This is a genomic window from Pseudarthrobacter sp. rb, from assembly GCF_056389225.1.
The window spans coordinates 282173-307963 of record NZ_JBWJAR010000003.1; the positions used below are offsets into that span (position 1 = coordinate 282173).

Here is a 25791-nt window from a genome sequence, read left to right on the forward strand (position 1 = left end):
CCTTCTGTAACACCACGTCCCGTGGATTATTCCCCGCCCTTGCTTAGGGGCCATGCCCTGGAACGCAGCGATGCCCGCACCAGGATCTGGTACGGGCATCGCGGCTACGTTGGGCTTTATCCGGCGCCGGGCGCCGCCCGGCGGCCGCTGACTTTGGGGACCTGGCCAGTGGTCCAGTCCCTGAATTCGGCGTCGATGTCCGAACCGGGCCCGGGTTCCGGGCGGGCCTGCAGGTCACGCAGCAGCGCCTTCTTCTCGCGCCGGCCTTCCACCAGCCGGTAGAGCACCGGAACCAGGATCAGGGTCAGCGCCGTGGAGGACACCAGGCCGCCGATCACCACCACTGCCAGCGGCTGGGAAATGAACCCGCCGCCGCCCGTAAGGCCCAGGGCCATGGGGGTCAGGGCAAAGACCGTGGCAAGTGCCGTCATGAGGATGGGCCGGAGCCGCTGCCGGGCGCCGTTCGTGATGGCGTCCGCCACGTTCATGCCCGGCCGGCCATCGCGTGGCTGCCGGTACTGGTTGATCAGGTCGATCAGCACGATCGCGTTGGTGACCACGATGCCCACGAGCATCAGCATGCCGATGAGCGACGGCAGGCCCAGCGGCACGCCCGTGAGCAGCAGCAGGGCCACCGCACCGGTGGCCGCGAACGGAACCGAGACCAGCAGGATCAGCGGCTGGATGAGCGACTTGAAGGTGGCCACCATGATGACGTACACGATGGCGATGGCTGCCAGCAGGGCCAGGCCCAGCTGCCGGAAGGACTCTGCCTGCTGGGTGGTGGCGCCACCGATGGTGGCGGTGACTCCCGGCGGCAGCTGGACATCGGCCAGGCGCTTTTGGACTTCGGTGTTCACTGCGCCCAGGTTGGAGCCCGACGGCGTGATGGACACCTTGGCGGTGCGCTCACCATTGCTGGCAGTGATGGAGACCGGGACGTCCACCTGCTCCACGGCGGCGATGCTTCCCAGCGTCACCGGCCGGCCGCCCGCCGGAAGCGGGATGTTCCGGACTGCATCGATGCTGGTGAACTTGGTGCCCTGGCCGATCCGGACGGGGAAGTCGTTGGTGTCGATCCGGACCGTGCCGGCCGGGATGGGGCTGATGGTGGAGGCCAGGACGCCGGCCACCTGTTCCTCGTTCAGGCCGGCGGCCGCGGCTTTGGCCCGGTCCACCTTGACCTGCACCACGGGGTTGCTGGCAGCAAGGTTGCTGGCCACTTCGCTGGTGCCGGGGACGCCCGTCATGGCGGCCACCATGGTGTCGCTGGCCGACTGCAGGTCGGCGCTGGTGGCAGCCTTCAGCGTGATGTCGACGGTGGATGAGGTACCGAAGCCGCCCTGCTGGGTGCCTACGGAGATCTTTCCGGCGTCGGGGACCTTCGCAAGCTCCGAGCGCACGGTGTCCTGGAGCCGTTCCTGGTTGGCCTTTTCGTCGGTCACCACCGTGAACGTTGAGTTGGAGGAGCCGGTGGAGGTGAGTGCGGCGAAGCCTGCCTGGGCGTTGCCGGACGTGACCTGGACATCCTTGATGCCGTCGATGCCGCGCAGGACCCCTTCGAGGCGGACGGCGGCGGCACTGGTGTCGGCCAGGCTGGTTCCGGCCGGCAGTACCTGGCGCACGGTCAGGCTGTTTTGCCCGGAATTTCCGAGGAGATTGGTGGCCAGCAGCGGTGTCATGGCACCGGTGGCTCCGAGCACCAGGACAGCCGCCACCAGGGTGATGACGGGGTGCTTCTGCGTGGACCGGAGGATGGGAAGGTAGCCGCGCTGCAGCCGGCTGCGCTGCTCGGCGTCGTGGGCCCTTGCCTTGGCCTCGCCGGCAATGCGCCGCGCCTCGGGGGATCCTGCGGCCGCGCCGGCGGGGCCGCCCTTGGGGTTCTTCAGGAACCAGTAGGCCAGCACCGGAACGATGGTCAGGGATACCAGCAGCGACGCCAGCAGGGCCATGGTGACTGTCAGGGCGAACGGCCGGAACAGTTCACCGGCCAGTTCACCGACAAACGCGATGGGCAGGAACACCGCCACCGTGGTCAGGGTTGAGGCGGTGATGGCGCCGGCCACCTCCCTGATGGCGGTGAGGATCGCCGTCGACTTTTCCTCGCCGTAGCTCAGGTGCCGCTTGATGTTCTCGATCACCACGATCGAGTCGTCCACCACCCGCCCGATCGCGATGGTGAGGGCGCCCAGCGTCAGGATGTTCAGCGAGTAGCCGGTGGCTGACAGGCCAATGAACGTGATCAGCAGGGACAGCGGAATGGAGACGGCCGTGACCAGCGTGGACCGGGCGGACATCAGGAAGAGCAGGATGATGGCGACGGCGAATCCCAGCCCCAGCAGGCCTTCCGTGGTGAGGTCCTTGATGGACTTTTCGATGAACGGCGCCTGGTCAAAGACGGGGGTGAACTTGGCGTTCGAGCCCAGCTCCGCCTCGAGTTCATTCAAGGAGTCCCGCACCGCGTGGGAGATCGCCACCGTGTCACCCTCGGGTTTCTTGGTCACGGAGACCGCCAGCGTCTCGGCGCCGTTGGTGCGCGTGATGGAGGTGCGCTCGTCGTCCTTGAGGGAAACATCGGCTACCGAGCCGATGGTCGCCGCGTTCTTGGCGCCGGACAGTGGCAGGGCCTTGATGGCATCGAGGGAATCGACGGGGCTGCCGATCTGCAGCGAGAGGGTCTTGCCCTGGTCCTCAAGTGTTCCGGCAGGGATCAGCGCGCCGTTGTTGGACAGGGCGTCGCGGATGGCGGTAACGCCTGCCCCTGCCGCTGCCATGGCCTCGGTGCGGGGGAGGATCTCGATGTGCTGGGAGGCGCCGCCCGTGACGTCGGCGCTGCGGACGCCGTCGATCTTCTGCAGCCGGGGCACGCTGAGGCGCTGGAGGTCCGCGTTCAGTTCACTGAGTGGCTTGTCCGAGGAGACGGCGAGGAAAACAATGGGGAAGTCGCTGATGCTTCCGGCGATGGCCTGTGGCTGGACATCGCTGGGCAGCGTCCGCTTGGCGTTGGAAATGGCCCGGTCGATCTGGTTCCGGGCCCGGTCCAGGTTGGATCCGTAGGTGAACACCATGGTGATCTGGGAGACGCCGGTCCGCGACGTGGAGGAGGTGGATTCCAGCCCCTCCACGCCGTTCAGCGCCTTTTCCAGCGGACCGCTGACCTGCTTGTCAACCACTTCGGGCGATGCACCCAGCATGGAGCTGAGCACTGTGATCTGCGGGAACTCAATGGAAGGAATGAGCTCCTGCTTCAGCGACGACATGGTGATCACGCCGAAGACCGAGGCGAAGACGGTGATCAGCGCGATCAGGGCCCGGTTCGCCAGGGAAAGGTGCGCCAACCGGAACATGGGTGTCTCCTGGGGGGTCTAAGTGACTGGTACAAGCCCTGGGGGTGCCAGCCGCTGGCCCCGGCAGGGTCAGTGGCTGGCGGAAACACTCTCCAGCTGAAGGGACGCGGCCGTGGCCCGCTCCAGCTCCGCGGCGAGGTCAGGATTCTCATCCAGCTTCACCCCGTAGCCGGGCATCATGTCCTTGAGCTTGGACTGCCAGCCCTTGAAGTTCTTGGGGAACGTCTTCTGAAGCAGCTCGATCATGATGGGGACAGCGGTCGACGCCCCCGGCGAAGCGCCCAGGAGCGCACCGATGGAGCCGTCACGGCCGGCGATCACTTCAGTACCGAACTGGAGGATGCCGCCCTTTTGCGGGTCTTTCTTGATGATCTGTACACGCTGGCCGGCGGTGATGAGTTCCCAGTCCCCGCCCTTTGCCTCGGGGTAGTACTCGCGCAGCGCCTCCACCTTCTGGTCGTGGCGCTTGACCACTTCCTTGACCAGGTAGGCCGTGAGGTCCATGTTGTCCTTCGCCACGGCCAGCATCGGGATGATGTTGCCGGGGCGGATGGACAGGGGCAGGTCCAGGTAGGAGCCGTTCTTCAGGAAGTTGGTGGAGAAGCCTGCGTACGGGCCGAACAGGAGCGAACGCTTCCCGTTGACGTAGCGGGTGTCCAGGTGCGGAACGGACATCGGCGGCGCGCCCACGGAGGCCTGGCCGTAGACCTTGGCGCTGTGCTGGGCGGCGATGGTCTCGTCCGTGCAGCGGAAGAACTGGCCGGAGACCGGGAATCCGCCATAGCCTTTGCTTTCCGGGATGCCGGAGGCCTGCAGCAGGTGCAGGGCACCGCCGCCGGCGCCGACGAAGACGAACTTGGCGTGGATCTTGCCGTGTTCCCCGGACTTGGGGTACTTCAGCGTCAGGTCCCAGCCGCCGTCGGAGGCGCGGGAGATCCCGGTGACGTCGTGGCCGTAATTGATTTCGACGCCGTTGTTCCCCAGGTAGGTGGTCAGCTCCCGGGTGAGTGCGCCGAAGTCCACATCGGTGCCCTCGGCGGCCCGGGTGGCGGCAATACGCTGCTGGGGGTCGCGGCCCTTGACGATCAGAGGCGCCCACTTGGCGATCTGGGCGTGGTCCTCGGAGTACTCCATGCTCCGGAACAGGGGGTGCGGCTTCAGCGCCTCGTACCGGGTCTTCAGGAACCTGGTGTGGTCTTCGCCGATCACGAAGCTCATGTGCGGGACGGTGTTGATGAAGCCCTTGGGGGAACCGATGAGGTTGTTGTCCACCAGGTGGGACCAGAACTGGCGTGAGAGCTGGAACTGTTCGTTGATGAGCAGTGCCTTGGCGGGGCTGACCGAGCCGTCTTTGGCTGCGGGCGAGTAGTTGAGTTCGCAGAGGGCGGCGTGGCCCGTTCCTGCGTTGTTCCAGGGGTCCGAGCTTTCGAGGCCAGGCTGGTCCAGCCGTTCGAACAGGGAGATGGTCCAGTCCGGCTCCAGCTGCTTGAGGAATGCCCCCAGCGTGGCGCTCATGATGCCGCCGCCTATCAGGACAACGTCGGCGTGTGGGGTCTTGGAAATGAAGGTCACGATCAGTCTCCGATTGCAGCGGCTCTGGCTGTCACAGAATATCCCCGCGCAGCCCGCATACTGAAATTGGCCGGGGCCGTCAAGGCTTTAGCTGGACCTTCGTGAAAACTTCGTTTAAGACCGGGGAAGCCGGGTAGCTGAGTACTCGGTCTGACAAGGCAAGTGCGGAGATGGGGAAGGCGATGGGAACCGCCGGCACCGTCGCGGCGATCTGGGCGTTGATGGTGTGATAAAGCTCATCCCGCTCTTTCCCGTCAGGGAGCCCCCGCGCGCGGTTGATCTTCGAAAAGACCTGTGGATCCTGGTACCCGAACTCGCCGTTTTTCTCCCCGAAGAGGGGGCCCACAAAGTTGTCGGCGTCGGAGTAGGAGCCGTTCCAGCCAAGGATGTGGAGGGCATGGTCGCCGGCCGACTGCACCTTCTGCAGGTAGCCGTCGGACCAGTCAACCGGCACGGGCCGGATGTTGAAGCCGACGGCGGTGAGCTGGCGGCTGAGCTCGGCATAGACCTTTTCGGGGGTGGGCAGGTATGGCCGGGTGACGTTCATGGGGTAGTAGAACTTCAGTTCCTCGCCGGCGTAGCCGCCCTCCTTCAGGTAGTCCTTGGCCTTGGCGGGATCGTGTCCGAGTTCCGGCGCGTCATTGTTGAAGCCGCTGATCTTGGGCGGGACAAACTGCGTGGCCTTGGCGGTGTTGTCGATGAAGAACTTCCGGATCAACGTTTCCTTGTCGATGGCAAGCTCCACCGCCTGCCGGATCTTCTGGTTCTGGAGTACGGGGATGTCCTGGTTCATGCCCACGTACATCACGGAGAACGGGTCGCGCTGCACGATCTGCTTGCCGCGCTTGACCAGCTGGTCGAAATTTCCCACGGTGACGGCGTCATAGCCATCGATCGTGCCGTCCAGCAGTGCCTGGAGGCGGGTCTGGGGGTGGTTGTAGGCCAGGAAGTTGATGGTGGCGATCTGCCCGCGGTCCCCCCAGTAGGTTTTGTTGCTGGCGAGGGTGACGTTGTCGGTGCCCCAGGCGGCAAGGGTGAAGGGCCCGGTGCCGACCGGTTTGGTGGCGAACGCCGACATGGCCTGGCCGCCCCGGTTCTGGTCCAGGACGTCCGCTTTGCCCGAGGCCAGGGCGGCCGGGGATGCGATCGCGAAGGCCGGGAGGGTCAGTGCCTGGAGGAACGCAGTGAATCGCTGGGTGAGGTCGATCTGTACCGTGTCAGGTGCCAACGCGGTGCAGCTCTTGAAAATCGAAAGCCCGGGCTCGTCGGAGTGGGCCTTGAACACGCCCTTGAAGGAGCTGCCGGGAGCCTGCTTCCGCAGCTCGGCAGGGAAAGCAAACCAGCGGTTGAAGTTGGCGCAGACGGCGTCGGCGTTGAACGGGGTGCCGTCCTGGAAGGTGACCCCGGTGCGGAGCTTGAAAGTGTAGGTCCGGCCCTCGTTGGACTCGTTCCATTCGGTTGCCAGCAGCGGGGTGGGTTTGCCGGTGGTCTGGTCCACACCCACCAGGCATTCGAGGATCTGGCGGGTGATGCGCTGGGATTCCACGTCGTTGGACAGGGCCGGGTCCAGGCCCAGGGGCTGGGCCGCGGTGCCGAAATTGAAGGTGGCTTGGGGGTCGGCCGGAGGGGAACTGGGGGTGCCGGACGTGGGGGAGGGGGACGGCATGCCTGTGCACGACGTCACGCCCAGCGCCATGAGGACGGCGCCGGCCTTGATGACCGTCCGCCGCGATGTACTGCTGGGCACTCGTTTATCACCTCTGGATGCTGCCGGCTCCGCCGCTTGCGGGCCGGGACCAGTCTAGAGGACGGTGCTTGCGGCCGGCCCCAGGCTGGCACATGACGCGCCAGGGCCGGGGGGCGCCGGGGTCCCGCCGGCCCCGCCCCCGGGGGGGGCCGGCGCCGCCCGGGCCGGGTCGGCGGGCCGCCCGGCGCCCCCGGCCCTGTGTTGGGGGGGCGGGGAGAGGGCTTACTTGGGCATGAGGACCGAGTCGATCAGGTAGACCGTTGCGTTCTTGGTCTTGACGCCGCCGCAGACCACGTTGGCGTTGTCCACCTTGAGGTTGTCGCCGCTGCCGGTCACCGTGACGGAGCCGCCCTCAACCGTGGCGTGCGTGCCGGCGATCTTGTCCGGGGTGATCTGGCCGGGGACTACGTGGTAGGTGAGGATCTTGCTCAGCAGCGCATCGTCTGTCTTCAGCGTTTCGATGGTGGCGGGGTCGATCTTCTTGAAGGCGTCGTCCACCGGTGCGAACACGGTGAACTCGCCGCCGTTGAGCGTGTCCACCAGGTCAACCTTGGGGTTCAGCTTGCCGGAAACTGCTGCGGTAAGCGTGGTCAGGATGGGGTTGTTGGAGGCTGCGACCGCGACCGGATCGAGGGCCATGCCCTCCACCGAGCCTGCGCCGGTGGGGACCTGCTGGGCGTAGGCGGCGCAGCCGGGGCCAACCAGGTTGGCGGCGGGGTCCATGCTTCCTGCTGAGGAGCTTGCGGACGGGGACGCCATGCTGGAGCTGGACGGGGACGCCATGCTCGAGCTGGGGGCGGATGACATCGGCGCCGACGACGCCGAGGAACCGGAAGTGCTGCCGGAACCGCCGCATGCCGTGAGGCTGAGCAGAGCGGCCGCTGCAACGCCTGCGACGGTGAAAGTGGTGCGCTTGAAGGTCTGCATTTGGGTTCTCCTTGGATCGTTTGCCTGCCGCCATCGGACTGTGTGTTCGTGGCGTGCAGCCTGCCTTGGGGTGGGCACCTGCCCTTGGCTGGTGTCTCAATGGCTATTCGCCGGGTGGGCGGCGGCGGATGGGTGGATCTTCGGAGTTTTTCTATTCGGGGCAGAAACTGGCGGTGGAACGGCCGGCGTGTTAACGCAGGAATCCCCCGGCCGGGGGCCGGGGGATTCAGTGTGCGCAAGGGGGGACTTGAACCCCCACGCCCGAAGGCACAGGAACCTAAATCCTGCGTGTCTGCCAATTTCACCACTCGCGCTCGGCGTCCTGCCGTGAACACCCGGACAGGATGTTCGACGACGGATGCCAGTGTCCATTGTAGCGGGGTCTGCGGCCACGCCCGGGCCGGGCACCGGCTTCGGCGGCGGGGGCAGGCGCGGAACAGATCAGGCGTCCAGGTTGAGGTCCCTGCGCAGTTTGGCCACGTGGCCGGTGGCCCGGACGTTGTACTGGGCCAGTGCCACCTTGCCGTCCGGGTCCACCACGATGGTGGACCGGATCAGGCCCTCATACGTCTTGCCGTAGTTTTTCTTTTCACCCCAGGCGCCGTAGGCCCCGGCCACGGCGTGGTCGGCGTCCGAAAGCAGCGGGAACGTCAAGGACTCCTTGTCCGCGAATTTTGCCAGTTTGTCGACGGGGTCGGGGGAGATCCCCAGGACGTCATAGCCGGCAGCCTGCAGGGAGGCAAGGCTGTCCCGGAAGTCGCACGCCTCCTTGGTGCAGCCGGGAGTGGAGGCTGCCGGGTAGAAGTAGACGATGGTGGAGCGGCCGGGCCGGGGGGCCAGGCTGACGTCCTTGCCGGTGGAATCCTGCAGGGTGAAAGCCGGTGCCTTGTCGCCGGTAACGAGTCTTTCAGCCATTGTTTTTCTCCTTGTTGCGGGCGGGACACAACAGCCTAGTAAGCAGGTGGAACGAGTGCTAATCGGCATTTGGCTATACTTGCTGCTATGCCTGATATGGATCACTGGCCCACAGGGCGCCTTCTGTCCACTGCTGCGCGACTCGTTGAGCACTCCTGGAACGAAAAACTCGGCGCCATCGGCCTCACCCATGCCGGTGTTATCGCCATCGAGGTCCTTGCCGCGCAAGGACCTATGACCCAGGCCCAGCTTGCCCAGTACGTCCGCGTACAGGCCCAGACCATGGGCAAGACCCTCAGCCGCCTTGAGTCCCACGGCCACATTGCCCGGGTGCGCAGCACCTCGGACCGCAGGAGCCACGTGGTGTCGCTGACCGAGCAGGGCAAGGAAGCCGTTGCCCAGGCCGTGGAGATGGAGCGCTCGGTCCTGGCATCGGCCTCGATCGACCCTGAGTTGCTCCGCCAGGAACTCAAAGCTGTGGTCCGGGAACTGGCCAGCCAGTTCTCCACGACGCCCAGCAACGCCGGAGCCCTCATGGACAACATCGCAAAATAGCCGTTGGTGCTGAAGGCAGCAAAAGCAAAGCGCGGCCCTGGTTTGGAAAAACCAGGGCCGCGCTTTTTTGTGTCCGGCCGCCGCCCGCCGTCGGCCTTTTGTGCCCGGCCATCATCGATTGCTGCGTACTTGTCGTTTTGAGTCGTGAAAACGACATGTACTCAGCAATGGATGACGTGGGCCGGCAAAACAAAACAGCCCCCGGTCTGTGTTTCCACAAACCGGAGGCTGTTTTCCCAGTGGTGCACCCCCCGGGACTTGAACCCGGAACCCATTGATTAAGAGTCAATTGCTCTGCCAATTGAGCTAGAGGTGCATCTTCTTTGCTTCCATCCCCGGGCTTTTTCTTTCCCGTTGATCTCCGCAACGACATGAAACTCTACACGAACTTTTGGTGCAAGTGAAATCGGCCCTCCTGTGGGTTCCTGAATCACTGTGAGAGTCGCAAAACCAGCGCAAAATCAGGGTTTTTGCCGTTTGTGAGCAGCCACAACCTGCCATCGGGTGCCCGGATGACGTCCCGGATCCGGCCGTACTGACCTGTGAAATAGGCCACAGGTTGTCCGGCTTCCGTGCCCTTGAGCGGCACCGCCCAGAGCCGTTCGCCCCGGAGTGCACCCAGGTAGGCGATACCCCCGGAAATCTCCAGCCCGCTGGGGGAGGACTCGCGGGTGGAGGGCCAAACGACTTTTGCGTCCTCAAAGCCGGCACGGTGCGGTGTGCCGGTGACTTCTGGCCAGCCGTAATTGGCGCCGGGGAGGATCAGGTTCAGCTCATCGTCCACATCCGGTCCGAACTCGCTGGCCCACAGCCTGCCTGCTTGGTCCCACGCCAGGCCTTGGACGTTCCGGTGGCCAAGGCTGTAGACGGCGTTCCCGAACGGGTTGCCGGGCGCGGGGGCGCCGTCCGGGGTGAGCCGGAGGATCTTCCCACCCAGGGCGGCGGGGTCCTGGGCCTGCTCGCGGCGCTGGGCGTCGCCGGTGCCCACATACAGGAACCCGTCCGGGCCGAACCGGATCCTGCCTCCGTTGTGGGTGCCGGCTTTGGGTATTCCCGCAAAGACGGTCTGCGGCCGGCCCAGCGTCAGTGAACCATCAGCGCTCCGCTCGACGGTAAGCCGGACCACCCGGTTGTCCTCCCTGGTGGTCGTGTAGGCATAAAGGAAGCGGTCAGCCTCAAAATGCGGGGAAAGCGCCAGGCCCAGCAGGCCCCCCTCTCCTGCGGGCACCACGTCGGGCACTTTCCCGATGGTTGTGGCGGTGCCGTCCCGAACGGCCTTCAGCAGTGCGGTCCCGCGCTCGGAAATGACGGCGGTGCCCTCCGGAAGGAATACCGCTGCCCAGGGCGTGTCCAACTGCAGCTCCAACCGGTCCTGCACGGCGGGTGCGGCGGGGACGGGGGCTGTTCCGGCGGATTCCGTGGCCGGGGGAGCGGGGCTGGCGACGGCGGCTCCCGGCGGGGTGTCCGCGCCGGCAGGGTTCGTGCCTGGTGCAGGCGGCCCTGGCGTGCCCGTGCAGGCTGCCAGCACCAGGAACAGGGCCAGGCAAGGAAGGCCCGCCGCAATGCGGCGGGCCTTCCTCCTTCTAGAGCCGTCTGCGCCGTGGAGCGCGGAAGCCTGCGGCCTCCGCATGCGCGGCAGATTCGAACCAGACTTCCGCCCGGGTCTGCTCATAGTCCGGATGTCCTTCTTCGTAGTAGACCATTGCGGCGGCATCGCCCTTGACCGTGTAGTCCGCCGGTCCGCTGCCGTCAGGGCCCGGCGCAGCCGAGCCTGCGCCGTAGGGCTCGTCGGCTGCAAGGTGTCCGGCAGGCTCGGCGGCAGTGGTGCCATGCTCCGGGGCGGATCCTTGCGCGAATCCCTGAACGGCGTCCTGTCCCTGGCCGGACGGCTGGTGGTGGTCCGCGCCGTTTTCCACCAGTGCGGAGGACTGGGCGCGCTCCAGCGTTTCGGCATCGCCGGCGTCGCCAAGGCTGCCGCCGGAGACCGGCGCGGGCTCGTGCTGGTCTGCTGCCCGGTAGCTGTCCGCCACGTGCTGGGGCGCCCGGCCAATGGGCTGTCCGCCGGCTGCCGTGCCGGCGTCGTCCACGCCCTCCACTGCAGCTGTTTCGGCGCCGGGAAGCGTGGGGGCGTGGGGGGCTGTGTATTCGTCGTGGTGGACGGGGCGGGACGCTGCGGGGGCTGCCTGTCCGGACGGTGCGTCCGTACTGGTCCCGGGGTGGGGCGCGACCTCTTGGGCGGCCGCGGCCCCACCGGCAACGGAGGAGCCGGACCGGGACCCGGAGCCGGCCTCGGACCACTGGGTTTCCCATTCGGCCTGTTCTGCGTTTTGGTCTGCCTCCAGATCATGTGACCGTTGTTCGTCGTGTCCAGTGGCCTTGGCGGCCATGGCGGACGAGTCGGCCGGCTCTTCGGCCGTGGCGGGCGCTGCCGGTTCTGCGGCTTTTCCGAATCCGGCAGCTGTTGGAATGCCGGTGGTCCCCGCAGCCGCGGCCGACGCGGCGGCGCTGCCCCCTTCGAGGGCTCCATCGGCACGGGGCCGATCAGTCGTCGCGCCGGCTGATGATCCCCCCGGCGCGTTGGCGGACTTGTTGCGGTTGACCAGCCACCAAATAATGACGGCGATGACGGCTATGACGATGATCCAGAAAATAATGTCCATGGCAGGCCCTTCTTTACAGGTGGCGGGTGTCCTGTCCCCGACGCTACGTCGGGTCACCACTGCTGTCCAGACATGCCGCGGCACGCCGGACAGGACCTGGTGAAAGCACGGGCCGGTGCGCTGAAGTGAGATGCCACGTCGTCCGCGTCTCACACTATGAGATCCCCGTCCATTGGTTGGCCCAGCAACTTTCGGGATTTTCCCCGGATCCGGCCGCCGGAGGTCGTTCAGGCAGCATCCGAGCCCTAGACTTTCCCTCATGAGCGACGCCCAGACCACAACCGGAAACAAGCCGGACATCAAGCCCCGCAGCCGCGTCGTCACCGACGGCATCCACGCGGCCCCCGCCCGCGGCATGTTCCGGGCCGTCGGCATGGGCGATGACGACTTCGCCAAGCCCCAGGTGGGCGTGGCAAGTTCCTGGAACGAAATCACCCCCTGCAACCTTTCGCTGAACCGGCTGGCGCAGGGCGCCAAGGAAGGCGTCCACGCGGGCGGCGGTTTCCCCATGCAGTTCGGCACCATCTCGGTGTCCGACGGCATCTCCATGGGCCACGAAGGCATGCACTTCTCATTGGTCTCCCGCGAGGTCATCGCCGACTCCGTGGAGACCGTCATGCAGGCCGAGCGGATTGATGGCTCCGTCCTGCTGGCCGGCTGCGACAAATCCCTGCCGGGCATGCTTATGGCCGCCGCCCGGCTGGACCTTGCCAGCGTCTTCCTCTACGCGGGGTCCATCATGCCCGGCTGGGTCAAGCTCGAGGACGGCTCCGAAAAGGAAGTCACCCTCATTGATGCTTTCGAAGCGGTGGGCGCCTGCGCTGCCGGCAAGATGAGCATGGAGGACCTCACCCGCATTGAAAAGGCCATCTGCCCGGGTGAAGGTGCCTGCGGCGGCATGTACACGGCCAACACCATGGCCTGCATCGGCGAGGCCCTGGGCATGTCACTCCCCGGATCCGCCGCACCGCCCTCGGCAGACCGCCGTCGTGATGAGTTCGCGCGCAAGTCCGGCGAAGCGGTGGTGAACCTGCTGCGCCTGGGCATCACGGCCCGCGACATCATGACCAGGGAGGCGTTCGAGAACGCCATCGCCGTCACCATGGCCTTCGGCGGCTCCACCAACGCCGTCCTGCACCTGCTGGCGATTGCCCGCGAGGCAGAGGTGGAACTCACCCTGGACGACTTCAACCGCATCGGCGACAGGATCCCGCACCTGGGTGACCTTAAGCCGTTCGGCCGCTACGTCATGACCGACGTCGACAGGATCGGCGGCGTGCCGGTCATCATGAAGGCACTGCTCGACGCCGGCCTGTTGCACGGCGACTGCCTCACCGTCACGGGCAAGACCGTCGCGGAGAACCTTGCGGCGATCAATCCGCCGGACGTTGACGGCAAGATCCTGCGCGCCCTGGACAACCCGATCCACAAGACCGGCGGCATCACCATCCTGCACGGCTCGATGGCCCCGGAAGGCGCCGTCGTGAAGAGTGCCGGCTTCGACGCCGACGTCTTCGAGGGCACCGCCCGCGTTTTCGAGCGGGAGCAGGGCGCCCTGGACGCCCTGGACAAGGGGGAGATCAAGGCCGGCGACGTCGTCGTCATCCGCTATGAAGGTCCCAAGGGCGGACCGGGCATGCGCGAAATGCTCGCCATAACCGGCGCCATCAAGGGCGCGGGACTCGGCAAGGATGTCCTGCTCCTCACCGACGGCCGCTTCTCCGGCGGCACCACCGGCCTGTGCATCGGCCACGTGGCACCGGAAGCGGTCGACGGCGGCCCCATCGCCTTCGTGAAGGACGGCGACCGGATCCGGGTGGACATCGCCGCGCGCACCTTCGACCTGCTGGTGGACGGGGCGGAACTTGAGGCCCGCAAGGTGGGCTGGGAGCCGCTCCCGGCCCGGTATACCAAGGGCGTGCTCGCCAAGTACGCCAAGCTGGTCCACAGCGCCAGCCAAGGCGCCTGGACCGGCTGATCCGGCGGGATAGGATCAAAGGGTGGACAGCGTCGTCCACATGTTGAGATAGGGTTGTTGCTCGTTGACACCCATCTCACCAAGAGGGAAAACTGAACGCATGACTTTCGTTACCGGCATCGTCGTCGTCCTTACCAAGCGCGTGGCACATTAGCCCCTGGTAACAAACAGTCACGCGCAAACCCCTCACCAAGCCGCCAGGCCGAGGGGTTTTTTTATTCCCACCGTTCCAAACCAGTTCCAAAACCAGAGAAGATCCACAAGGAAGAGTCCGATGAGCAAAGGATCGCCCATCAGCCCCTCGCTGATGGCCACCAAGTCCGCTGGAGCCCCCAAGGCTCCGGAACGCGCCGACCGGACGGCTGACCATGCCGCCGTCGTCGCCGACCTTGCTGCCGTCTCTCCTGTCCTTGGGCCGAACAACGTCGTACCCCCGACGGTGATGACCGGCTCGCAAGCAATCGTCCGCTCGCTCGAAGAACTCGGCGTCGACGACATTTTCGGTTTGCCTGGTGGCGCGATCCTGCCCACCTACGACCCCCTGATGGCCTCCACCATGAACCACGTGCTGGTCCGTCACGAACAGGGAGCCGGCCACGCCGCGCAAGGCTACGCCATGGTCACCGGGCGGGTGGGCGTTTGCATCGCCACCTCGGGCCCCGGCGCCACCAACCTCGTTACCGCCATCATGGATGCCCACATGGACTCCGTGCCCCTGGTGGCCATCACCGGCCAGGTATCCAGCGGCGTGATCGGCACCGACGCGTTCCAGGAAGCCGACATCGTGGGTATCACGATGCCCATCACCAAGCACTCCTTCCTGGTGACCGACCCCAACGACATCCCGCACGTCATGGCAGAGGCCTTCCACCTGGCCTCGACCGGCCGCCCCGGCCCCGTGCTGGTGGACGTTGCCAAGGATGCCCAGGTGGGCCAGATGACCTTCTCCTGGCCGCCGAAAATCGACCTGCCGGGCTACCGTCCGGTGACCCGCGGGCACAACAAGCAGGTCCGCGAAGCGGCCAAACTCATTGCCGCGTCCACCAAGCCTGTGCTGTACGTGGGCGGCGGCGTGGTCAAGGCACATGCCTCAGCCGAGCTGCTCGCCCTCGCCGAAGCCACCGGCGCGCCGGTGGTGACCACCCTGATGGCCAAGGGCGCGTTCCCGGACTCCCACCCGCAGCACGTCGGCATGCCCGGCATGCACGGCAGCGTCTCCGCCGTCACGGCCCTGCAGCAGTCAGACCTGCTGATCACGCTCGGTGCCCGCTTCGATGACCGCGTCACCGGCGTGCTGAAGACCTTCGCGCCCAACGCCAAGGTCATCCACGCCGACATCGATCCTGCCGAAATCTCGAAGAACCGCACCGCTGACGTGCCCATCGTCGGGTCGGTCAAGGAGATCATCCCGGAACTGACCGAGGCCGTGCGCAGCCAAATCGATGCTTCCGGGACCCCTGACCTCACCACCTGGTGGGCCTTCCTGAACAACCTCAAGGAAACCTACCCGCTGGGCTGGACGGAACCGGACGACGGCCTGATCGCACCGCAGAAGGTCATCAAGCGCATCGGCGAGCTGACCGGCCCCGAGGGCGTGTATGTGGCAGGCGTGGGCCAGCACCAGATGTGGGCCGCCCAGTTCATCAAGTACGAGCGCCCGCACGCCTGGCTGAACTCGGGTGGCGCCGGCACCATGGGATACGCCGTACCGGCAGCCATGGGCGCCAAGGTGGGCAACCCGGACCGCGTGGTCTGGGCCATCGACGGCGACGGCTGCTTCCAGATGACCAACCAGGAACTGGCCACCTGCGCCATCAACAAGATCCCCATCAAGGTAGCTGTCATCAACAACTCCTCGCTGGGCATGGTGCGGCAGTGGCAGACCCTCTTCTACGAGGGCCGCTACTCCAACACGGACCTCAACACCGGCCATGACACGGTCCGCATTCCGGACTTCGTCAAGCTGGGGGAGGCCTACGGCTGCGCGTCGTTCCGTGTTGAACGCGAAGAAGACATCGATGCCACCATCCAGAAGGCCCTCGAAATCAACGACCGCCCCGTGGTCATCGACTTCGTGGTGAGCCCCAACTCCATGGTGTGGCCAATGGTGCCCGCCGGCGTGAGCAACGACCAGATCCAGGTTGCCCGCAACATGACCCCGGAATGGGAAGAGGAAGACTGAGCATGAGCCGCCACACACTTTCCGTCCTGGTTGAGGACAAGCCCGGCGTCCTGACCCGCGTGGCCAGCCTCTTCGCCCGCCGCGCCTTCAACATCAACTCCCTGGCCGTGGGCCCCACCGAAGTGCCGGGCGTGTCCCGCATGACGGTGGTGGTCGACGCCGACGGCGACCTCATCGAGCAGGTCACCAAGCAGCTCAACAAACTGGTCAACGTCATCAAGATCGTTGAGCTGACCCCAGAATCTTCCGTACAGCGCGACCACATCCTGGTCAAGGTACGTGCGGATGCCGCAACACGTCTGCAGGTAACCCAGGCCGCAGACCTGTTCCGCGCCTCAGTGGTCGACGTCTCCACCGACTCCGTCGTCATTGAAGCCACCGGCCACCCCGAAAAGCTCACAGCCCTGCTCTCAGTGCTGGAGCCCTTCGGCATCCGCGAAATTGTGCAGTCCGGCACCCTGGCCGTTGGACGGGGATCCCGCTCCATGAGTGACCGGGCGCTCCGCTCCGCCTAGGCATTTGCGTCCAGGCGGGACCACGCGCCCGTAACCGCAGCACCGCAAGACCACTATCTACAACCACTCAAGAGGAGTTACGCAAGTGACTGAAATGTTCTACGACGACGACGCCGACCTGTCGATTATCCAGGGCCGCAAGGTTGCCATCGTTGGCTACGGTTCCCAGGGCCACGCCCACGCGCTGAACCTGCGCGATTCCGGCGTCGAGGTCGTCATCGCACTGAAGGACGGCTCCAAGTCCACCGCCAAGGCCGAGGACGCCGGCTTCACGGTCAAGAACGTTGCCGACGCCGCCGAATGGGCCGACGTCATCATGATCCTCGCGCCGGACCAGCACCAGCGCGCCATCTACAACGACTCCATCAAGGACAAGCTGACCGCCGGCAAGGCCCTGGCCTTCGCCCACGGCTTCAACATCCGCTTCGGCTACATCAAGGCGCCGGAAGGCGTTGACGTCATCCTGGTTGCCCCGAAGGCTCCGGGCCACACCGTGCGCCGCGAGTTCGAAGCCGGCCGCGGCATCCCTGACATCATCGCCGTCGAACAGGACGCATCGGGCAACGCCTGGGAGCTGGCCAAGTCCTACGCCAAGGCCATCGGCGGCACCCGCGCCGGCGTCATCAAGACCACCTTCACCGAAGAGACCGAAACTGACCTCTTCGGCGAGCAGGCCGTGCTGTGCGGCGGCGTTTCCCAGCTGGTCCAGTACGGTTTCGAGACCCTGACCGAGGCCGGCTACCAGCCGCAGATCGCCTACTTCGAGGTGCTGCACGAGCTCAAGCTGATCGTTGACCTCATGTGGGAGGGCGGCATCGCCAAGCAGCGCTGGAGCGTCTCCGACACTGCAGAGTACGGCGACTACGTCTCCGGCCCGCGCGTCATCACCCCCGAGGTGAAGGAAAACATGAAGGCCGTCCTGGCCGACATCCAGTCCGGTGCATTCGCCAAGCGCTTCATCGAAGACCAGGACAACGGCGCCGTCGAGTTCAAGGAACTGCGCGCCAAGGCTGAGCAGCACCCCATCGAGGCCGTTGGCCGCGAACTGCGCTCCCTGTTCTCCTGGCAGCAGCAGGACGTGGACTACGTGGAAGGCTCCGCAGCCCGCTAAGGCTGCCAGCGCAACCGCATAGACCCCAATGGTGAGGCCGGGTTCACACTTAACAATGTGAGCCCGGCCTTTCTGTCGGCCTAGACTTGTTTCCATCCCCAGGACTGCAACGCAGAGGATCAGCCGTGTCAAAACCCGTAGTACTGCTCGCCGAAGAACTTTCCCCCGCCACCGTCGAGGCCCTTGGCCCGGACTTTGAAATCCGACAGACCGACGGCGCCGACCGTTCCCAGCTGCTCTCGGCGATCAGCGACGTGGATGCCATCCTGGTCCGCTCCGCCACCCAGGTGGACGCCGAAGCGATCGCCGCGGCCAAGAACCTGAAGGTCATCGCCCGCGCGGGCGTGGGCCTGGACAACGTGGACATCAAGGCCGCCACCCAGGCCGGCGTGATGGTGGTCAACGCCCCCACGTCCAACATCGTGTCCGCCGCGGAACTCACCGTGGGCCACATCCTTAGCTTGGCCCGCCACATCCCGCAGGCCAGCGCCGCCCTCAAGGACGGCGAATGGAAGCGCTCCAAGTACACCGGCATCGAACTGTTCGAAAAGAAGATCGGCATCATCGGCCTGGGCCGCATCGGCGCCCTGGTGGCGGCACGCCTCAAGGGCTTCGACACCAAGATCCTGGCCTACGATCCCTACATCACCTCGGCCCGCGCCGCGCAGCTCGGCGTGCAGCTGGTTACCCTGGACGAGCTCCTGGCCCAGTCCGACTTCATCACCATCCATATGCCCAAGACCCCCGAGACCGTGGGCATGCTTGGTGCGGACGCATTCAAGAAGATGAAGTCCACCGCCTACGTGGTCAACGTGGCCCGCGGCGGCCTCGTCGACGAAGAAGCGCTCTTCACGGCCCTGCAGGACGGCGAAATCGCCGGCGCCGGTGTGGACGTCTTCGCCAAGGAACCCAGCACCGACCTGCCGTTCTTCAAGCTCGACAATGTAGTGGTCACCCCGCACCTGGGCGCCTCCACCGACGAAGCCCAGGAAAAGGCCGGCGTCTCCGTGGCCAAGTCCGTCCGCCTTGCCCTCGCGGGCGAGCTGGTCCCGGACGCCGTCAACGTCGCCGGCGGCGTCATTGCCCCCGACGTCCGTCCTGGCATCCCGCTGATCGAGAAGCTCGGCCGGATCTTCACCGCGCTGACCCACGCGTCCCTGACGCAGTTCGACGTCGAAGTGGCCGGCGAAATTTCCTCCCTCGATGTCAAGGTGCTGGAACTTGCGGCACTGAAGGGCATCTTCGCCGACGTCGTGACCGAGCAGGTTTCCTACGTCAACGCGCCCGTCATCGCCGAGCAGCGCGGCATCAACGTCCGCCTGATCACCACGCCGGAGACCGAGTCCTACCGCAACGTCCTGACCCTGCGCGGCGCCCTTAGCGACGGCAGCCAGATCTCCGTGGCCGGCACCCTGACCGGCCCCAAGCAGATCGAGAAGCTCGTGGGCATCAACGGCTTCGAGGTGGAAATCCCCATCAGCGAGCACCTTGTGGTGGTTGCCTACACCGACCGCCCCGGCGTCATCGGAACCATCGGCCACATCCTGGGCATGAACAACATCAACATCGCCGGCATGCAGGTGGCCCGCTCCAACGAGGGCGGCCAGGTCCTGGCCCTGCTGACCATCGACAGCTCCGTTCCCCAGCAGGTGCTGGACGCGATCAAGGCCGGCATCGGCGCTGAGATGGTCCGGGAAGTGGACCTGGAAGACTAACGCGACACACCGGCCGAAACGCCGAAAGCCGCTCCTCCGCAAGGGTACGTCCGTGCGGAGCCACGTATGATTGGCCGGTCTGCTTACAATGGCTACGTCCTGATTCGGGACCATAGCCGGCAGACCGGCCAATACCTTTTGCACATCCGTCCGTCATTGCCCACGTCTGCCCGGGGGATGGATGTGCGCGCACGCAATCCAGGTTTCAGGGAGTTCCATGAACGCCGTCCAGAGGTTCATCAGAAGCAGGGTGCTGCTGTTGACCGCGGCCATCTTGATCGCAGCCATGTGCTTGTCGGTCGTCGTCCAGAGCCAGTCACAGGCTGCGCTCAACCGGACGGTCAATGAAAATTCGAGGGGGCTCTACGACATCCTGGTCCAGGCGAAGGCGCCGTCCGGGGCGCTGCTGCAGCCCGAGATCGCCAACGGCGCTGGCGGCATCGGCTTTGACCAGCTGGACTCCATCAGGAAGCTGTCCGGCACCTCCGTAGCCGCCCCCATCAGCCTGGTCTCCCGCGTCACCCAGAACCTCGAGACGCCCCGCCTCGACGCCATGGACTACCTCGGCTACAACGCAGGACTGGCAGGCACCGCCACAGCGGACCAGGCTGCCGGCGCCACCGCGCCGGACAAGTGGCCCGCCGCTGAATCGGTGCTGACGGATGCTGCCAAGAAGTACCGCCTGACCGCCAGCGCCGTGAGCTCCGATGGACACTCCGAGCAGACGCTCTTCAAGACCACGGCCGAGGGCAGCCTGGGCAAGGCGCGCCTCGTGGAGGAAAAGGCACCTGGCGGCAGCAGCATCCGCATCGCCCCGGCAGAAGGGGAGACCGGCATCAAGTTCCCCGCCCCCGCCGGCGGCTCGGAGCACAACCTCTTCAACCTCTCCGTGGCCTTGCCGCTCGCCCCTGAGGTCACCGAGTCCGTCGTGGCCGTCGACCCTGCCGCCGAACGGGCATTGCTCGGCTCCGCCGGCGACTTCCTTGCTCCGCTGGAGAAGGCGCCCCCCGCTGATGCGCGTGACGCAGGCGCCGTGGGCCGCTACCTGGAAGGGCTCTTCACCAAGGGCATCAGCATGGACCAGCTGAAGGAAGGGCCGGACTTCCTGGGCGTCAAGCTCAAGTACTGGGCCCCCTTGATGACCCAGTACCAGCAGGCCAAGCGCACCGGCCAGCTGACCAGCGCCTCGCAGGCAGTTCCACTGATTGTCCGCTCCGGTACGTCGCTGGACCTTAAGTACAACGTCAAGATCGAGGAAATTGACGACGCCGGCAAGGTAGTTAAGGACGTCGGCACCGTGTCGAAGTCCCTGGGCAAGGACTACCTGCCCTTCGTTTCCAAGGACCCCTTCGTGTTGTCCTGGCCCGGCTCCACGGACCACTCGTCCCTGCTCGGCAGCAACGGAAACTTCAACCCCGGCCTGTACACACCCGCCAAGTGGAGCACCAACTTTGCCGGAGCCCCCAAGTACACGGACGGGGACACAGCCGCCAACGGCGCCGTGGACAAGACCGCCGTTCCCGGTGAGTGGGTCACCGTCAACCGGCTGCCGGACAAGGCCGCCAACGGCGCCCCCGTTGACCAGACCCAGCGCGACCCCGTGGACGAGCGGTCGTACCGGGACAACCTGCCCACCGGCCAGCAGCAGGCCGCCTCGCCGCTGCCCATGGTCTACGGCACGTTCGACCCCGCTGCAGTTGAGGCGGCCTCCGGTGACGTGAACAAGCTTCCGCTCGGAGGGTACGACCCCACGCCGTTCACCCTGGAGAAGGACGCGGCCGGCAAGGACGTGCCGGCAGCGGAACTGAAGCCGTCGCTCAGTGCCACCGGCCTGGCCAGCCAGTCCGCCGGTGCCATCACCGACTACTACGGACTCGCCGCGGCTCGTGGCTACAAGCAGAACGCGGCCGTCATCGACGCCGTCCGCGTCCGCGCCAAGGCGCCGGGCAGCTGGAAGGACGCCCAGCCCGAGGTGGAGAAGCTTGCCGCCGAGATCCGGGACATGGGCCTGGACGCCACTGTGGTGGCCGGTTCGGCCCGTGAGGACACCAGCATCTTCGTTCCGGGCTACTCCAAGGACGGAGCCGGCAAGGAATCGGCACTGGGCACGGTGCAGCAGTCCTGGGTACGGCAAAATGCCGCCGAAGCGGTGGCCGGAGCTCTTTCCGGGACCAACATCACCCTGCTCTTCCTGACGCTGTGCGGGGCCGCCCTCCTGACGGGCGCATCGACCGTGAGCTACATCCGCAAACGCCGCAGCGAGGCCGGGACACTGCGGGCCATGGGCTGGACCCAGCGGCGGATCCGCAGCTGGGTGCTGGAGGAATTCGGAGTCGGGGCCGTGCTGCTCGCCGCGGCGGGCATCGTACTGAGCCTGCTGAGCTGGAGCTTGGCCACCGCCCTGGTGTGCGCCGCTGTCCTGGTGCTCTACTGCGCTGCGGCCCTGTTTGCCGCCCGGCAGCTCCGGCACCGCGACGTCATTGACCAGGAACCGCAGCACGACGAACGCCTCATCCCGGTCGACTCGCCACTGACCTTCGCCAACCGGCAGCTGAGCACCAACAAGTTCAACACCTTGTCCCTGGCAGTCGCGGTTGGTGTCTTCGGTGCCGCGGTCGGCGGCCTGATCGCCCTGCTGATCGACATTCCACGCGCCGCCGGAGCAAGCGCCCTGAGCGGGCTGGCCGCAGCGAGCGTAACGCTGCCCAGTATCCTGCTGGCGCTTGCCGGCGTGGCCGTGGGGCTGGTGCTGACCCTGGTGACGGGGCGCTTCGAGCTCAATGCCAAACGGCAGTACCTTGGCATCCTCCAGGCCATGGGCTGGAACCCGGACATGCTCCGCCAGGTCCGGTTGTTCGAAAACGCACTGGTGGGAACCGTGGCCTTGCCGCTGGGCGTGCTGGGCGCCCTGGGCATCGGCCTGCTGCTGGCCCCCTATGCAGCCATCTGGGCTGCCGTGGCCGGGCTGGTGGCTGTAATTTGCTGGATACCGATTGCAACGAAAGTGGTCCAATGACAAACCCGACGAACGTCCAGCGCAGCCGCAGGAGCGGCTCCAACGAGGTCCCCCTGCAGACCCGGGCCAACACCATCGTCAAGTCAGCCGACCACGCCACCCCGCTGGAGATGCGCGACATCACCATCCGCTATGGCGGCGGAAAGGGCGGCGCCGAGGCCGTGAGCGTGGTGGAAGGCTTCGACCTGACCCTGCACGCGGGCGAGATGCACTGCGTCGCCGGCCGAAGCGGCTCCGGCAAGACCAGCATCCTGACCGTCGGCGCGGGACTTACCCTGCCGACGTCGGGCCGCGTGTTCTGGGAAGGTGATTCGCTCGAAAGCATGGGCGACGACGAAATCGCCGACCGCCGTCGCGCCCTGATCGGTTACGTGGACCAGGGCGGCGCCCTGATCGACGGCATGAGCGCCCTGGAAAACGTCCTCCTGCCCGCCGTTCCGGACGGCGAAGTGGAGCAACGGCGGGACATGGCCAAGGACCTGCTGGACCTGGTGGGCCTGGGCCGCCGCATGCGGCACCGCCCTGCCCAGCTGTCCGGCGGTGAACGCCAGCGCGTGGCCATCGCCCGGGCACTGATCCTCGGCACCAGGGTGCTGGTGGTGGATGAGCCCACCGCCTCCCTGGACCGTGCCTCCGCCAACCGCATCATCAGCATCCTGAAGGACACCACCTCCGATGGCATCGCCGTCCTGGTGGCCTCGCACGACCACGAACTGGTGCGTCTGAGCGATACCCTGACAGAACTGATCTAGTCCGCCCCCTTACGCACCGAAGGTAACCGTCCGAACGTGACTGCTCCAGAGAAAACGCCGTTCTACATCACCACGGCCATCACCTACCCCAACGGCGTGCCGCACATCGGGCATGCCTACGAGTACATTGCCACCGACGCCATGGCGCGCTTCAAGCGGCTGGACGGCTTTGACGTGATGTTCCTGACCGGCACCGACGAGCACGGCATGAAGATTGCCCAGACGGCGGAGAAGGAAGGCATCACCCCCAAGGAACTGGTGGACCGGAACGTTGCGGTCTACAAGGGGGCGCACTCCGCCCTGGGCATTAGTTACGACCGGTTCATCCGCACCACCGACCCGGACCACTACGCTGCCTCGCAGGCCATCTGGAAGAAGATGGAAGCCAACGGCGACATCTACCTCGACAAGTACGAAGGCTGGTACTCCGTCCGGGACGAGGCCTTCTACGCCGAGGATGAGACCGTGGTGAAGGACGACGGCGTGCGCTACTCGAAAGAGACGGACACCGAGGTGACGTGGACGGCGGAGGAGAGCTACTTCTTCCGGCTCTCCTCCTACCAGGACAAGCTGCTGGCCCTCTACGAATCCCACCCGGAGTTCGGCGCACCCCAGTACCGGTTCAACGAGGTCATCAGCTTCGTCAAGCGCGGCCTGGAGGACCTGTCCATCAGCCGGACCACCTTCGACTGGGGCGTTCCCGTCCCGGGCAACGACAAGCACGTCATGTACGTCTGGGTGGACGCGCTGACCAACTACCTGACCGGGGTGGGGTACCCGGACGTGGACTCGGAGAAGTTCCGGAAGTACTGGCCGGCCGATCTCCACATCATCGGCAAGGACATTTCCCGGTTCCACGCCATCTACTGGCCCGCCTTCCTCATGAGCGCAGGGCTGGAACTGCCCAAGCGCGTCATGATCCACGGCTTCCTGCACAACAACGGGGTCAAGATGTCCAAGTCCCTGGGCAATGTGGTGGCACCGGCGGACTTCGTTGCCCGCTACGGCCTGGACCAGGTGCGGTTCTTCTTCCTGCGCGAGGTTCCCTTCGGCGCGGACGGCAGCTACAACCACGAGGCCATCGTGGGCCGCATGAACTCGGACCTGGCCAACAACTTCGGCAACCTTGCCCAGCGCTCCCTGTCCATGGTGGCAAAGAACTGCGATGCCGCCGTTCCCACGCCCGGAGCCTTTACGGCAGAGGACGACGCGATCCTCGCCCAGGCGAACGGGCTCCTCGAGGCCGCACGCGCCGCCTTCGACAAGCAGGAGTTCAGCCGCGCCCTGGAATCCATCTGGAGCGTGCTGCACCACACCAACGCCTACTTCGCCGAGCAGGCACCCTGGGTCCTGCGGAAGACCGACGTCGAACGCATGAACACCGTGCTGTACGTGACGCTGGAGGTCCTGCGGATCGTGGCGGTCCTGGCCCAGCCGGTCATGCCCGACGCCACGGCCAAGCTCCTGGACGCCCTCGGCCAGCCGGAAGGCGACGCCCGGCAGTTCGCGGCAATCGCAACCCCGATCGTGCCCGGTACGCCGCTGCCCGCTCCCACCCCGGTGTTCCCCAAGTTCGAGGAACCAGCGGAGTAGGTTCCTTCCTCCGCGAGCCCGGCGGACGCGCTCATGTCCAAAAGCTGAGACGTTTTGACCAGCATATGGATGTCTTGGCTACCCTGAAACCATGAGCGCATCCTCCATCGATCTTGCAGTTATTCCCGGCGACGGCATCGGCCCCGAGGTCATTGCCGAGGCCCTCAAAGTCCTGGAAAAGGCTGTGGCGGCGGAGGGCGTGGAGCTCAAGCCGACCCACTATGAGCTCGGCGCCGAGCACTGGCTGGCCACGGGGGAGACCTTGCCGGATGCAGTCCTCGCCGACCTGAAGACCCGCGATGCCATCCTCTTCGGCGCTGTGGGTGCCGCCCCCGGCGATACCCGCATCCCGTCCGGCATCATCGAGCGTGAGCTGCTGCTCAAGCTGCGCTTCAGCCTGGACCATTACGTCAACCTACGTCCGTCACGGCTCTACGGAACCGTCGGCAGCCCCTTGGCCAACCCCGGCACCATCGACTTCATCGTGGTGCGCGAAGGAACCGAGGGTCCGTACGTGGGCAACGGCGGCACGCTGCGGGCGGGAACTCCGCACGAGGTAGCCACCGAAGTGTCCCTGAACACCGCCCACGGAGTGGAGCGCGTAGTCCGCGACGCATTCCGCCGCGCCAGCCTGCGGGAGCGCAAGCACGTCACCCTGGTGCACAAGCACAACGTCTTGGTCTTCGCCGGGCACCTGTGGAAGCGCACCGTCGAAGCCGTGGCCAAGGAATTCCCCGGGGTCACCCATGACTACCTGCACGTTGACGCGGCCACCATCTTCATGGTCACCGACCCGTCCCGCTTCGACGTCATCGTCACCGACAACCTGTTCGGCGACATCCTCACCGACCTCGCCGCGGCCGTCACCGGCGGCATCGGCCTGGCAGCCTCCGGCAACATCAACATGGACCGCACCGCGCCGTCCATGTTCGAACCGGTCCATGGGTCCGCGCCGGACATCGCCGGCCAGGGCAAGGCTGACCCCACCGCGGCCATCCTCTCCGCCGCGCTCCTGCTGGACCACCTCGGCTACACCGACGCTGCCCGCAGGATCGAAGCGGCCGTCGTCGCGGACGTCGAAAAGCGCGACGGTACCGCACGCAGCACCAGCGCCGTGGGCGACGCCATCACTGCCGGCCTGTAGCCCGCGCCGGGGCCGCCGGCATCGGGCGTAAGCTTTACTCGAATCACCAAATGCCGCCTTCC

At 66.0% G+C, this 25791-nt stretch carries 17 protein-coding genes and 2 tRNA genes; 10 read left to right on the forward strand and 9 right to left on the reverse strand.

Annotation, left to right across the window (positions count from 1 at the left end; all coding sequences use genetic code 11):
- Positions 1-116 precede the first annotated feature (116 nt).
- From ACWRN3_RS06335 to bcp, 6 genes are all read right to left on the reverse strand, one after another.
- Positions 117-3347: an efflux RND transporter permease subunit gene (locus tag ACWRN3_RS06335; RefSeq protein WP_476740151.1), complete on the reverse strand. Its 3231-nt coding sequence runs from the start codon at positions 3345-3347 to the stop codon at positions 117-119.
- Between the two features lie 69 nt (positions 3348-3416).
- Entirely contained in the window at positions 3417-4919 is a 1503-nt protein-coding gene (locus ACWRN3_RS06340; protein WP_324642255.1) for a malate:quinone oxidoreductase, read from the reverse strand.
- A 79-nt stretch (positions 4920-4998) separates the two neighbouring features.
- Complete coding sequence (locus ACWRN3_RS06345; protein WP_476740152.1) at positions 4999-6666, reverse strand: ABC transporter substrate-binding protein; 1668 nt, start codon at positions 6664-6666, stop codon at positions 4999-5001.
- A gap of 222 nt (positions 6667-6888) precedes the next feature.
- A complete protein-coding gene (locus ACWRN3_RS06350; RefSeq protein WP_255172543.1) occupies positions 6889-7593 on the reverse strand; it encodes a fasciclin domain-containing protein in 705 nt (234 codons plus the stop codon).
- A 232-nt stretch (positions 7594-7825) separates the two neighbouring features.
- Positions 7826-7907: transfer RNA gene (locus ACWRN3_RS06355), tRNA-Leu, on the reverse strand.
- Positions 7908-8034: 127 nt separating this feature from the next.
- Complete coding sequence (gene bcp / locus ACWRN3_RS06360; RefSeq protein ID WP_324642253.1) at positions 8035-8508, reverse strand: thioredoxin-dependent thiol peroxidase; 474 nt, start codon at positions 8506-8508, stop codon at positions 8035-8037.
- 96 nt (positions 8509-8604) lie between these two features.
- Between bcp and ACWRN3_RS06365 the strand changes: the two genes are divergently transcribed.
- On the forward strand, positions 8605-9063 hold the full coding sequence (locus tag ACWRN3_RS06365; protein ID WP_255175607.1) for a MarR family winged helix-turn-helix transcriptional regulator: 459 nt from the start codon (positions 8605-8607) through the stop codon (positions 9061-9063).
- Between the two features lie 240 nt (positions 9064-9303).
- Here the strand turns inward: ACWRN3_RS06365 and ACWRN3_RS06370 are convergent.
- The 3 genes from ACWRN3_RS06370 to ACWRN3_RS06380 all read right to left on the reverse strand — a co-directional run bounded on the left by ACWRN3_RS06370 (position 9304) and on the right by ACWRN3_RS06380 (position 11723).
- Positions 9304-9379 (reverse strand) — tRNA-Lys (locus ACWRN3_RS06370).
- A gap of 114 nt (positions 9380-9493) precedes the next feature.
- Positions 9494-10693, reverse strand: coding sequence for a PQQ-dependent sugar dehydrogenase (locus ACWRN3_RS06375; protein WP_476740153.1), 1200 nt, complete (start codon positions 10691-10693; stop codon positions 9494-9496).
- Positions 10647-11723 (reverse strand): sunset domain-containing protein, encoded by a 1077-nt coding sequence (locus ACWRN3_RS06380; protein ID WP_476740154.1) that lies wholly within the window; start codon positions 11721-11723, stop codon positions 10647-10649. The genes ACWRN3_RS06375 and ACWRN3_RS06380 overlap by 47 nt, the downstream gene beginning before the upstream one ends.
- Before the next feature lie 259 nt (positions 11724-11982).
- Here ACWRN3_RS06380 and ilvD point away from each other — a divergent pair, with 259 nt between their 5' ends.
- The 9 genes from ilvD to ACWRN3_RS06425 all read left to right on the forward strand — a co-directional run bounded on the left by ilvD (position 11983) and on the right by ACWRN3_RS06425 (position 25729).
- Complete coding sequence (gene ilvD / locus ACWRN3_RS06385; RefSeq protein WP_324642250.1) at positions 11983-13701, forward strand: dihydroxy-acid dehydratase; 1719 nt, start codon at positions 11983-11985, stop codon at positions 13699-13701.
- Positions 13702-13975: 274 nt separating this feature from the next.
- Positions 13976-15883 (forward strand): acetolactate synthase large subunit, encoded by a 1908-nt coding sequence (locus ACWRN3_RS06390; RefSeq protein WP_476740155.1) that lies wholly within the window; start codon positions 13976-13978, stop codon positions 15881-15883.
- A gap of 2 nt (positions 15884-15885) precedes the next feature.
- Entirely contained in the window at positions 15886-16398 is a 513-nt protein-coding gene (gene ilvN, locus ACWRN3_RS06395) for an acetolactate synthase small subunit (RefSeq protein ID WP_043453275.1), read from the forward strand.
- A gap of 85 nt (positions 16399-16483) precedes the next feature.
- A complete protein-coding gene (gene ilvC / locus ACWRN3_RS06400; protein WP_159631698.1) occupies positions 16484-17509 on the forward strand; it encodes a ketol-acid reductoisomerase in 1026 nt (341 codons plus the stop codon).
- A gap of 125 nt (positions 17510-17634) precedes the next feature.
- A complete protein-coding gene (gene serA / locus ACWRN3_RS06405) occupies positions 17635-19224 on the forward strand; it encodes a phosphoglycerate dehydrogenase (RefSeq protein WP_018768338.1) in 1590 nt (529 codons plus the stop codon).
- 217 nt (positions 19225-19441) lie between these two features.
- Complete coding sequence (locus tag ACWRN3_RS06410) at positions 19442-22240, forward strand: ABC transporter permease (protein WP_476740156.1); 2799 nt, start codon at positions 19442-19444, stop codon at positions 22238-22240.
- Entirely contained in the window at positions 22237-22992 is a 756-nt protein-coding gene (locus ACWRN3_RS06415; RefSeq protein ID WP_159631700.1) for an ABC transporter ATP-binding protein, read from the forward strand. The genes ACWRN3_RS06410 and ACWRN3_RS06415 overlap by 4 nt, the downstream gene beginning before the upstream one ends.
- Positions 22993-23028: 36 nt before the next feature.
- Positions 23029-24585, forward strand: coding sequence for a methionine--tRNA ligase (metG, locus tag ACWRN3_RS06420; protein ID WP_476740157.1), 1557 nt, complete (start codon positions 23029-23031; stop codon positions 24583-24585).
- A 91-nt stretch (positions 24586-24676) separates the two neighbouring features.
- A complete protein-coding gene (locus ACWRN3_RS06425) occupies positions 24677-25729 on the forward strand; it encodes a 3-isopropylmalate dehydrogenase (protein ID WP_324642244.1) in 1053 nt (350 codons plus the stop codon).
- The last annotated feature ends 62 nt before the right edge of the window (positions 25730-25791 follow it).

What these genes read in the sequence shown, in the direction of transcription:
- ACWRN3_RS06390 (WP_476740155.1), top strand. Translation starts at nt 13,976, where the DNA reads ATGAGCAAAGGATCGCCCATCAGCCCCTCGCTGATGGCCACCAAGTCC.
- ACWRN3_RS06410 (WP_476740156.1), top strand. Translation starts at nt 19,442, where the DNA reads ATGAACGCCGTCCAGAGGTTCATCAGAAGCAGGGTGCTGCTGTTGACC.
- ACWRN3_RS06380 (WP_476740154.1), bottom strand. Translation starts at nt 11,723, where the DNA reads ATGGACATTATTTTCTGGATCATCGTCATAGCCGTCATCGCCGTCATT.
- ilvN (WP_043453275.1), top strand. Translation starts at nt 15,886, where the DNA reads ATGAGCCGCCACACACTTTCCGTCCTGGTTGAGGACAAGCCCGGCGTC.
- ACWRN3_RS06365 (WP_255175607.1), top strand. Translation starts at nt 8,605, where the DNA reads ATGGATCACTGGCCCACAGGGCGCCTTCTGTCCACTGCTGCGCGACTC.
- ACWRN3_RS06375 (WP_476740153.1), bottom strand. Translation starts at nt 10,693, where the DNA reads ATGCGGAGGCCGCAGGCTTCCGCGCTCCACGGCGCAGACGGCTCTAGA.
- ACWRN3_RS06425 (WP_324642244.1), top strand. Translation starts at nt 24,677, where the DNA reads ATGAGCGCATCCTCCATCGATCTTGCAGTTATTCCCGGCGACGGCATC.
- ilvD (WP_324642250.1), top strand. Translation starts at nt 11,983, where the DNA reads ATGAGCGACGCCCAGACCACAACCGGAAACAAGCCGGACATCAAGCCC.
- ACWRN3_RS06350 (WP_255172543.1), bottom strand. Translation starts at nt 7,593, where the DNA reads ATGCAGACCTTCAAGCGCACCACTTTCACCGTCGCAGGCGTTGCAGCG.
- ACWRN3_RS06415 (WP_159631700.1), top strand. Translation starts at nt 22,237, where the DNA reads ATGACAAACCCGACGAACGTCCAGCGCAGCCGCAGGAGCGGCTCCAAC.
- ACWRN3_RS06335 (WP_476740151.1), bottom strand. Translation starts at nt 3,347, where the DNA reads ATGTTCCGGTTGGCGCACCTTTCCCTGGCGAACCGGGCCCTGATCGCG.
- bcp (WP_324642253.1), bottom strand. Translation starts at nt 8,508, where the DNA reads ATGGCTGAAAGACTCGTTACCGGCGACAAGGCACCGGCTTTCACCCTG.